Genomic DNA, 9,566 nt, shown 5'->3' on the forward strand with positions numbered 1-9,566 from the left:
GTGCGGGCGGGCTGCGGGCCGGGCGTCAGGATGCGGACGCCCGCCGGCCGGTGCGGCGGTGGCTCGTCCCGCAGGCGCGGCACCAGGCCGGCCCGCAGCAGTGAGGACTTGCCGCTGCCGGAGGGCCCGACCAGGACGACGAGGCGGCGCTCGCGCACCAGCTGGAGCAGGTGGGCCACCGGCCGGTCCCGGCCGAAGAACAGGTCGTGGTCGGCGGGGTCGAAGCGGGCGAGGCCCCGGTAGGGCGCGGCGTCGTCGTCCGCGTCGGCCTGCTCGGCCGCCCGTCGGTCCGCGGCCGATCTGGAGACCGTGTGCCAGCGCCGTTCCCAGTCGGCGAGGTCACCGCCGCACGCGCCGACGTAGGCGAGCACGACGGGGAGTGAGGGCAGCCGGGCGCCGTCGGCGGCCTGGGCGAGGGTGGTCGCCGAGTAGCCGGCGCGGGCGGCGAGTCGGCGGTAGGTGGGGCCGCCGGCCTCCTGGCGCAGCGTGCGCAGCCCGTGCGCGAACTCGGCCACCGGGCCGTCCGCGGGGTCGATCTCCTTCTCCCGGCGCCCCAACGCGAACCCCCCGGCGTTCCCCGTCGTCCCCCGTCGGCGGCGATCGCTCCCGCCGCGTCCACGCTAAGCAGCGGCGGAGGGCCCGGGCAAGACGTCGCCGAACCGTGGACGGGATTGTCCGGTACGGCGGAAGGGGCCTGCCTGACAACCGGCGGGCCACGAAGACTGAGGTCACGGCACCCGGCGACCGTCCGGCACAGGGCGGGCCGGCTCTTCGCCGCACCACGTCCTGTCGGAGATTCCCGCGCACCCGGAGGAGGTCCGCATGCGTCCCGTTCGCATCGCGCTGAGCGCCGCCACGGCGGTGGCGGCGCTCGGCACACTGGCGGCGGCGTCCGTCGTCACCCGGTCGGCGGACCCGCCTCACCCACCGCCCGTCGCCGCCACCGCCGCCCGGGTCGGTACCGGGCCCGAGGACCGGCTCACCGAGGCCGATCAGCTGCTGCTCTCCCGCGCCGAACAGCTCCTCATCAAGGAGTGCATGGGCGGGCACGGTCTGCCGTACTGGGTGGAGCCGGCCGTGGACCCGGAGGAGCTCCGGCCGCTCGGCTACGTCCTGGACGACGTCCGCTGGGCGGGCACCCACGGTTACGGCAGCCGGATCACCGCGCGGGACGACCTCGCGCGGGCCAACAACCCCAACGCCGCCCACCAGCGGGGACTCACCGACGAGGAGCGCGCCGAGTACACCGCGGCACTCAGCGGCGGACCGGACACGCCCGTGCTCTCGGCGCAGCTGCCCGGCGACGCGGGGACGGTCCGCAGCCGGCTCGGCGGCTGCGAGGCCGAGGCGCAGCGGCGGCTCTACGGTCCCCGGGAGACGTGGTTCAAGGTCGAGAAGACCGCCCTGAACCTCACTCCGCTGTACGTACCGCGGCTGGTGCGGGACGAGCGCTTCACCGAGGCGCGGCAGCGGTGGGCACGGTGCATGGGCGAGGCGGGCCACCCGTACCAGGAGCCGGGGTCGGCCCGTGCGGACCTTCCCCGGCTCACGGCGGGCCTCGCGCCGGACGAGGCCTTCGCGGCGGAGGTGCGTCTGGCGGTGGCCGAGGCCGAGTGCGCGCGGCGCAGCGGGTTCGGGTCCGTCGCCCGCGAGTTGGAGGAGGAGTACCGGGCCGGGCTGCGGGACCGCTACGGCGGCGAGCTGGACACCTACGACCGGTTGCGGCGGGCCGCGGTGGAGCGGGCCCGCGAGGTCGTCGACCGCTCCCCCTGAGCCCCGCGCACCACCCCCATGACTCCCGCGGCACAGGGCCGCGGGGCGGTGTGCCGGGCCCGTCCCGGACACCGCGAGGGAAGAAGACGTTCGGAAGGGAACCCACCATGCGCAAGCTGTTCATCACCACCGCCGCGGGCCTGACGGTCCTCGGCCTCGCCCTCCCGGTCGGCACGGCGGACGCCGCCCCGGCCGGCGCGACGGCCATCGCGGGCGCCACCTGCGACGCCCGGTACAACCAGTACGGCACGGACGGCAACGTCCGCGCCTGGAGCGACCGGGACTGCTCCGGCACGCTCCTCGGCACGGCCGCCGGCAACGACGCCAACTGGGGGGACGGCGACGGCCCGTTCCAGGGTTCCGACGACAACTCCGCCGGCTCGGTGATGAACACCGGCTACGCCGGCGGCAAGGACGTGGTCGCGTTCTACCGGCTGGCCGGCGGTGGCGCCGCCTGGGCCTCCGGGTACAACTGTCTCAAGCGGTCCGAGCTCTACGTCGACGACCTCTCCCGGAACTACTACACCACCGGCCAGAACATGAACGACAGCATCTCCTCCCACGAGTGGGTGTACGCGAGCGGCTGCGCCCGGTTCATGAGCTGACGCCCCGTCTCCGGTCCGCCGGTCCGCCCCCTCCCCCTGGGGTCCGTCTTCAACCCCCGTCGCCCGCCCGGCAGGCGGGGGTTTGAAGGCGGACGCTAGGCCCGGCGACGTCGCATGACGCGGCGTTCCGCCTCCGTCGTCCCGCCCCAGACTCCCTCGACGGGCGCCTTCAGCGCCCACTCCAGGCACTGCCGCGACACCGGGCACCGACCGCAGACGGCCTTGGCCGCGTCGTTCTGCGCGAGGGTCGGGAGGCTGGTGCCGCTCCCGATGGGGAAGAAGAGTTCGGGGTCCGTGCCTCGACACCGGGCCGACTCACGCCAGTTCATGAGGTTCCCTCCGTGCCACGCGGTGCGCTGTTCGCTCGCTCTCCCCTCTATGACTGGACAGGGGAGGTCGTTGTGACATCGGCCGCCGGGCCTCGGCGCATAGGACCGTTGACGTATTTTCCGCCGCCGAACGCCGGCGGGCGTTGACCACCGGGCCTCGCGGGGATTGGCTTGCCCGCAAGGCCCGCCGCCGGGAGGGAGCCCGGCCGGGCGAGCAGAGGGGAAGACGTCATGCCACGTACCACCCGCACGACCCGCGAGCGGTGGCTCGTCGGCGGCGGTGTCCTGGCCGCGGCCGCGCTGATCGCCACCACCGCCGCCACCGCCCCGGCCCAGGCCCGCCCGCTGCCGCGCGGCACCGTCCAGATCAGCACCGGTCTGAACGGCGCCGTGCCCGACGACCAGTCCTTCAGCCGGGGCGTCAGCGCCGACGGCCGGTACGCCCTGTTCACCTCCTGGGCCACCAACCTGGTGGAGCAGCCCGGGAAGTTCTGGCGTGACGCCTTCGTGAGGGACCTGCGCACCGGCCGCACCGAGCGCGTCAACCTGTCCGACGCGGACGAGCCGCTGAACGGCTTCACCGACTACGTCGCGATCAACGCCAACGGCCGCTACGTCGCCTTCGACAGCGACGCCGAGAACGTGGTGCCCGGCCTGCCGGTGGCGGGGCGCGGTGAGGTGTACGTCCGCGACCGCTGGACGGGGCGCACCGAGCTGGTCAGCGACAGCGTCGCCGACACGGACACCGACGAGTTCCACACCTCGTACGCGCCCTCGATCAGCGCGGACGGGCGGTACGTGGCCTTCGTGTCCTCCCGGACCGACCTGGATCCGACGGTCGTGGACGACACCGACCCCACGCCCACCGACCCCACGCTGACCAGGCCGTACACCTGGAAGTACAACGTCTACCTCACCGACCGCCGCACCCACACCACCCGGCTGATCTCCCGGGACGCCAACGGGCGGCCGGGCGAGAGCCTCTCGCTCCATCCGACGATCAGCGCGGACGGCCGCACGATCGGCTTCTCCTCGCTCTCCGCCCTGCTGCCGGAGGAGCAGCCGCCCGCCACCGCCGAGGCTGACCTCACCCCGAGCGCCGCCGAGGCCGCGCGCCGCAGCGTCCCCAAGGGCCTGGCGGAGTCGGTCCTCTCCCATCCGACGTCCGCCGTCTACTACACCTACGACGTCCGGTCCGGGAAGCTGACGCCCGTGAGCACGGGACTCGACGGCACCGTGGGCCACTCCAGCTTCGAGGCGACGATCAGCCCCGACGGGCGGCGCGCGATCTACACCCTGCCCGAGCCCGGCGGCTCGACCGGCGGCCACCGCTACCACACGGTGCTCCACGTACGGGACCTGACCACGGGCGTCGTGACGAAGGTCAGCGGCGGCCTGCCGGGCACCGCTTCGGTCGGCTCCTCCGACCACGGCTCGATCACCGCCGACAACCGCTGGCTCTACTTCGAGTCCGCCGCCGACAACCTGGTCCCCGGCCCGCAGCGGCCCGGCTGGGACGTCTACCGCCAGGACCTGCGCACCGGCCGGACCGAGCGCGTCTCCACCGCCCCGGACGGCTCGCTCGGCAACGGCTCCTCGCACGCGCCCTTCGTGTCCGCCAAGGGCCGCACGGTGGTCTTCGAGTCGACCAGCGGCAACCTGGTGGCCGGCACCGACGCCCCGCCCACCGAGGGCTCCCAGGTCTTCGCCAAGCCCGCCGCCCACCACCACGGCGGCGCCGACGACCAGGGCGAGAACGAGGACGACTGACGGTCCCCCGTGGCGGGCCGTCCACCAGGGCGGCCCGCCCGTCGTACCGCTACCGGGTCGCGTAGCGCCCTGGGCCGGCCCCGCGCGCCGAGGCGTGGTCACCACGCCCCTGACCTGACGTCACACCCGTTCGGACCAGAGGGCGTCTACGGTGGTGGCGCGCTCGTGCCAGGTGTCGCGCACGAGGGCGGCGGCGGTGGCGGCGTTGTGGGCGAGGAAGCCGGTGCCGGTCGGCTGGGCGGCGAGGGGCAGTGGGTTCCACCATCCCCAGTGGCCGCCCCACCCGTCGGAGAGGAACCGCTTGCCGATCGCCTCCCGCACCGCGGGGTCGGTGCAGTAGACACCGTGGAAGGGACGGCGGTTCGGTTCGTCCGGGTCGGGGCCGGGGTGGCCGTCGGCGTCGCGGCGGATGCCGAGGCCGAATCCGAGGAGCGGTGTGTCACCGTCCATCCACCGGGGCCGGCTGAGGAGGACCGCCGTCTCCGGGTAGCGGCCGCTCCTGCCGACGGCGGTGTAGTCGCGGGAGGTCACGACGAGGTCCTGGCCGAGGTCCGCGGCCAGGGCGCCGAGCGCGGTGCGGGTGTGGACCGGCAGGTGCTTCAGGAGGCGCCGGGCCGACTGCTGGGCCGCGAGCAGCGTGGCACCGTGCTTGACCCAGAAGCCGGCCGCGTCGTCGTCGTCCGTGCTGATGCCCACCGTGCTCTCCAGGTCACTCAGGTAGTCGTCGGCGTGGCGGCGCCCCGGGGCCGCCGGTCCGGGCGTCGGCTCCGCGAGCAGCCGCGCGAGTTCACCCGCGAGGTCGCGCAGGGCGACCGGGCGGAAGCGCGGATCGGTCGGCGCCCGGCCGGTGGGGGTGAGGTAGACCAGCACCAGGTTGGCCAGGTCCGCGAAGTCGTCGCCCTGGCGGACCGTCTGCCCCTCGCCCTCGCCGGCGTCGACCTTCAGCTCGATCACGACCGAGGCGACGGGGCTGACGACGACCAGATCCGGGCGGCTGGTCGCACCGCGGACCTGCCGGTGCACCCGCGCCCCGGCCAGGCGCGGATCGTCGGCGGTCTCCGGCAGGCCCGCCAGGCGCAGCAGCGCCCCGAGCAGCCTCGCGTCCAGCCCGTGGGCCTCGCGCGGATCGAGCAGGAACCTCAGGTAGTTCTCATGACTCTCCTCGCGCCGCTGCCGCCCCAGGATCCGCAGCGCGCTCGGCCCGCGCCCACCCCGCCGCGCCCCTGGCAGCGCCAGTACCTCCGCCTCGACGCCCGCCCAACGGCCCGTGCCCACGCGTTGCCCGCCCCCGCCCACTGATGGCTCGCCGCCCCCTCCGAGCGCCGGCGCCGCACATTCTGCCCTACTCCCCAGCGGCTCGCGGCCGCCCGCCGATGACGCGGCGACGTCGAAGACGGCGGCCCCGAACGCCAGACGTCATTCCGCGCCGCCGCGCGGACTGAACCGGCGGATCGCGTCGTGCCCCTCCTGTACGACCGCGTAGCAGGACTCGGGGACGGGGTTCCAGGCCCCCGGGAGGTCGCCCAGGGGTTCGGAGACGATGATGCGGGTCTCCTCGGAGGCCTTCCGCAGGGCGGGGTTCTCCGGGTGCAGGGCGCGCAGCGCGTGGACGCTGGTGCTGAAGAACAGCGAGCGCGAGGCGTGTCCGCTTGAGTAGCGGAACGCCCACAGGCGCTTGCCCTCGGAGACGGCCACCGTCATCTGCAGGGGGTCGGCGACGCCGTGGCGGGCGGCGGTCGTCTCGACGAAGCCGGCCATGCGCTCGACGGCGCCCGGTACGTCGTCCCGCAGCCCGAAGGTGAGCGCCAGGAAGAACATCAGCTCCGAGTCGGTGGACCCCGTGATGTACGGGTAGAGCGAGGCGTCGACGGCGAGCACCAGGTCGCGCTTGAGCTTCGGGTAGTCGCGGATCGACCCGTTGTGCAGCCACAGCCACCGTTCGTAGCGGAAGGGGTGGCAGTTGGTCTGCTGCACCGCCGTGCCGGTTGAGGCGCGGATGTGGGCGACGAACAGCGGTGAGCGTACGCAGCGTGCCAGCTCGCGCAGGTTCTGGTCGCTCCAGGCGGGCCCGGTTCCCCGGAAGACCGCCGGTTCGACGACGCGGTCGGGCCCGCCGTGGTCGTCGGGGTACCAGCCGATGCCGAACCCGTCGCCGTTGGTGGTCTCCGCGCCCATCCGGGCGTGCAGGCTCTGGTCGATCAGCGAGTGGGCGGGCTTGTAGAGCAGTTCCTCCAGCATGATCGGGGAACCGGAATAGGCCAGCCAGCGGCACATGCGGCCCGCCTCCCTTCGGCCGGGTCCTTCCACCGTAGGCCGAGCGGCCCGGCCCGGCGCGGGGAGCCGCGGCGCCCCGTCCTCAAGCGGACTTGGCCGCCTGGAGGAACTCCGCGATCAGCGCCGGGTCCTTCACCCCGCGCCGGACCTCGACGCCGCTGGAGACGTCCACGCCCCACGGCCGCGCGGCCTCGATCGCCGCGGCGACGTTCGCCGGGCTGAGTCCGCCCGCCAGCACCCACTTCCCGGCCGGTGGCTTCGCGCCCAGCGCGGACCAGTCCCACGGTTCCCCGGCCCCCGCCACCGGCGCGTCGAGCAGCAGCAGGTCCTCGCCGAAGTCCCCGCAGCCGGCTCCGGCCGCCGCTGCCGCCGAGGTGGCCCTGATCAGCGGCAGGCCCAGGTCGGACAGCTCGGCGAAGGCGGCCGCCGGGTGGTTGCCGTGCAACTGCACCGCCCGCACCCCGGTGGCGCGCACGGCCGCCCTGACGTACTCGGCCGGCTCCTCCCGGAACACGCCCACCGTCAGCACGCTCTCGGGCACCGCGTCCGCGAGTTCCCGCGCCAGCTCCGGCGAAACCCGGCGCGGGCTCTCGGTGAGCACGAACCCGATCGCGTCGGCGCCGGCCTCCACGGCGGCGGCGACGTCCACGGCGGTGCTGAGACCACAGATCTTCACGAACACGTTCCCGGACACTCCCTACTGGACGGCGGCTGCCAGCGTACAGCCCGTTCCTGCCCGCCTGCGCCTTTCCAGCCTTTCCCCGGCATTGCCCCGACAACCCCCCTTTGCCGGCTTTTCATTGAATGAAAGGAAACGCGAAAATCATCCGCTTACCTGATGATCCGTCATATCATTTATCGTCAGATCGATATAAGCCGCAGGGGTTTACCACTCCCCCCAAGCGAGCGTTGCTACGGAAGTCCCAGGCCTCATCCGCATTCACGGGTGGGGCCTTCACTACGCGCGGAGCCCGGCGAACAGCCGCGCTCGCCACCCTCGGCCTGATGGTGGAGAGGGGTGCCCGGGCAGGGTGACGGCCCGGTCTCCGCCGGCCCGCAGGTGGCCGGGGGGTCGCCGTCACCCCCGGCCGGGCCTCGGCCGCCGATCGTCACATGGGCGAGGGCCGGGCACTGGGGCGCCCCGGTCTCCCTCAGCGGGACGCGTGCCGGTCCGCCGGATCCCCAGATCATCCCGCGCCCACCACCCCGACGGCCACCCGTCGGACCGACGTCCGCTTCCGCGCGGGCCCACCCCGCTGATCACTGGTCATGCCGACGATACTGCCCGGCCCTGCGGCCCGTTCGCCTGAGTACCGGTACTCAACTCGGTTCTGACGGACCGTTGGTGCCGAACGACGCGGGCCCGCCTCAGGGACTTCCTGAGACGGGCCCGGGCCACTCCGTGCTGTGGCGCGAGGGGGAGGGCGGTCGGTCAGCACCAGCCGAGCTGGGCGAACGCCTTCCAGGCGGCCTTGGTCTTCGATCCGGCGATGCCGTCGATGCCGCCGGTGTCGTAGCCGAGGTCGACGAGGAAGCGCTGGAGGGCGCGGATGGTGTTGGGGCCGACCGCGCCGTCGACGGTTCCGGCGTTGTAGCCCAGCTCGTTGAGGAAGCTCTGCCAGGCCTTCCAGCTGGCGGTGCCGAGCTGGCCGTCGATGGCGCCCGGGTCGTAGCCGGCGTCGCGGACGTAGCACTGGACGCTCTGGGCCTCGGCGGTGGTGAGGCCGAGGTTGTTGACGGCACGGACGCCGACGGTGCGGGCGGGGGACTGCGGGGTGGGCGCCGCGGAGGCCGCGGTGGCGCCGGCGAGGGTGCCGATGCCGAGGGTGGCGGCCGCGAGAATCCCCACCAGCGCCTTCGTGAGCCGGTTCGATGCCATGGGTTCTACTCCCTCATGCAGGAATCGGGGCGAGACGGAAGCTAGCACCGGTCGCATGCGAATGACCACGTGTATTTCCGGCCCCGGGAAGGCGTCGCGAAAGATCCGGAAGATCCGGACACGAAGCGGTGGATGCCGGATTCCAGCAGCTCAGGCACGGTAACGCCGCTTCAAACTGAAGCCCGCGCAGCACTCCGTGCACGGACCGGGAATTCTCGGCCCGATCACCCGGGATCCCCCGTCCGGCCGAGCGCGCGGACGGTTGAACGCGCGCCGGTTGTCGGCCGCTCGCCGTGGCGCCTACCCTGTTGCCGTGTCCTCGTCACCGCGGGATGCCGCGACCACGACCTATGTGCACGGCGGGCCGCCCGGGGCGGTGCCGGTGCTCGGCCACCTGTCCGCGCTGGCGCTGGACCCGGCGCGCTTCCTGGGGCGGCTGCACCGGTACGGCGACCTGGTGGAGGTCCGGCTGGGGCCGTACCGCATGGTGGTGCCCTGCCATCCGGAGCTGCTGCGGCAGGTGTACGCCGACGACCGCGTCTTCGACAAGGGCGGGCCGGTCTACGGGCGGTTCCGGGAGGTCCTCGGCAACGGTCTGGCGACCTGCGCCCACGCCGACCACCGGCGCCAGCGCCGCATGCTGCAACCGGAGTTCCGGCCCGAGCGGCTGGTCGCGTACGCCGCCGTGATGAGCCGGGAGGCGGGCCTGCTGGCGGACTCCTGGAGGCACGGCGAGGTGGTGGACGTCTTCCCCGCCTGCTACCGCTTCACGCTGCGGGTGGTGACCCGCACCCTGCTCGGCACCGAGGTGCCGGACGCGCTGGCCGAGCGGCTGCAGCACGCCTTCGAGACCGCGTTCGCCGGCGCGCTGCGGCGGCTCTGGATGCTTCCCCCCGGGCCCGGCTACCGGGCGGCGGTCCGCACCCTGCGGCGGAC

The 9,566-nt window shown here is 73.9% G+C and carries 10 protein-coding genes; 4 read left to right on the top strand and 6 right to left on the bottom strand.

Translation table 11 applies throughout. The annotated features are described in order from the left end of the window. Positions 1-557: helix-turn-helix domain-containing protein (locus ABD308_RS23870; protein ID WP_344338418.1), on the bottom strand; the 557-nt coding region annotated here is incomplete at its 3' end. Positions 558-822: 265 nt separating this feature from the next. On the opposite strand from ABD308_RS23870, the gene ABD308_RS23875 reads away from it, so the two are divergent. After that, complete coding sequence (locus ABD308_RS23875) at positions 823-1,773, top strand: hypothetical protein (RefSeq protein WP_344338420.1); 951 nt, start codon at positions 823-825, stop codon at positions 1,771-1,773. A gap of 107 nt (positions 1,774-1,880) precedes the next feature. Continuing rightward, positions 1,881-2,378, top strand: coding sequence for a hypothetical protein (locus tag ABD308_RS23880; protein WP_344338422.1), 498 nt, complete (start codon positions 1,881-1,883; stop codon positions 2,376-2,378). A gap of 95 nt (positions 2,379-2,473) precedes the next feature. On the opposite strand, the gene ABD308_RS23885 is transcribed toward ABD308_RS23880, so the two are convergent. Continuing rightward, positions 2,474-2,707 carry a WhiB family transcriptional regulator gene (locus ABD308_RS23885; protein WP_344338424.1) on the bottom strand — a complete coding sequence of 78 codons (234 nt, stop codon included), beginning with the start codon at positions 2,705-2,707 and terminating at the stop codon, positions 2,474-2,476. A gap of 231 nt (positions 2,708-2,938) precedes the next feature. On the opposite strand from ABD308_RS23885, the gene ABD308_RS23890 reads away from it, so the two are divergent. Further along, positions 2,939-4,477 (top strand): TolB family protein, encoded by a 1,539-nt coding sequence (locus ABD308_RS23890; RefSeq protein WP_344338426.1) that lies wholly within the window; start codon positions 2,939-2,941, stop codon positions 4,475-4,477. 120 nt (positions 4,478-4,597) lie between these two features. Here ABD308_RS23890 and ABD308_RS23895 read toward each other — a convergent pair whose 3' ends face one another. The 4 genes from ABD308_RS23895 to ABD308_RS23910 form a co-directional block, all read right to left on the bottom strand. Beyond that, positions 4,598-5,752: a PD-(D/E)XK nuclease family protein gene (locus ABD308_RS23895; protein WP_344338428.1), complete on the bottom strand. Its 1,155-nt coding sequence runs from the start codon at positions 5,750-5,752 to the stop codon at positions 4,598-4,600. A 141-nt stretch (positions 5,753-5,893) separates the two neighbouring features. Beyond that, entirely contained in the window at positions 5,894-6,751 is an 858-nt protein-coding gene (locus ABD308_RS23900) for a class II glutamine amidotransferase (RefSeq protein WP_344338430.1), read from the bottom strand. An 82-nt stretch (positions 6,752-6,833) separates the two neighbouring features. After that, positions 6,834-7,427: a phosphoribosylanthranilate isomerase gene (locus tag ABD308_RS23905; protein ID WP_344338433.1), complete on the bottom strand. Its 594-nt coding sequence runs from the start codon at positions 7,425-7,427 to the stop codon at positions 6,834-6,836. A gap of 756 nt (positions 7,428-8,183) precedes the next feature. After that, positions 8,184-8,630: a peptidoglycan-binding domain-containing protein gene (locus tag ABD308_RS23910; RefSeq protein ID WP_344338434.1), complete on the bottom strand. Its 447-nt coding sequence runs from the start codon at positions 8,628-8,630 to the stop codon at positions 8,184-8,186. Between the two features lie 313 nt (positions 8,631-8,943). Between ABD308_RS23910 and ABD308_RS23915 the strand changes: the two genes are divergently transcribed. Beyond that, positions 8,944-9,566, top strand: a 623-nt coding sequence (locus ABD308_RS23915) for a cytochrome P450 (protein WP_344338436.1), incomplete at its 3' end; no start/stop codon positions are given.

The organism is Kitasatospora putterlickiae (assembly GCF_039527695.1).
GTDB lineage: Bacteria > Actinomycetota > Actinomycetes > Streptomycetales > Streptomycetaceae > Kitasatospora > Kitasatospora putterlickiae.

Excerpts from the sequence above, each read along its gene's own strand:
- ABD308_RS23875 (WP_344338420.1), top strand. The coding sequence starts at position 823 with ATGCGTCCCGTTCGCATCGCGCTGAGCGCCGCCACGGCGGTGGCGGCG.
- ABD308_RS23880 (WP_344338422.1), top strand. The coding sequence starts at position 1,881 with ATGCGCAAGCTGTTCATCACCACCGCCGCGGGCCTGACGGTCCTCGGC.
- ABD308_RS23885 (WP_344338424.1), bottom strand. The coding sequence starts at position 2,707 with ATGAACTGGCGTGAGTCGGCCCGGTGTCGAGGCACGGACCCCGAACTC.
- ABD308_RS23890 (WP_344338426.1), top strand. The coding sequence starts at position 2,939 with ATGCCACGTACCACCCGCACGACCCGCGAGCGGTGGCTCGTCGGCGGC.
- ABD308_RS23900 (WP_344338430.1), bottom strand. The coding sequence starts at position 6,751 with ATGTGCCGCTGGCTGGCCTATTCCGGTTCCCCGATCATGCTGGAGGAA.
- ABD308_RS23910 (WP_344338434.1), bottom strand. The coding sequence starts at position 8,630 with ATGGCATCGAACCGGCTCACGAAGGCGCTGGTGGGGATTCTCGCGGCC.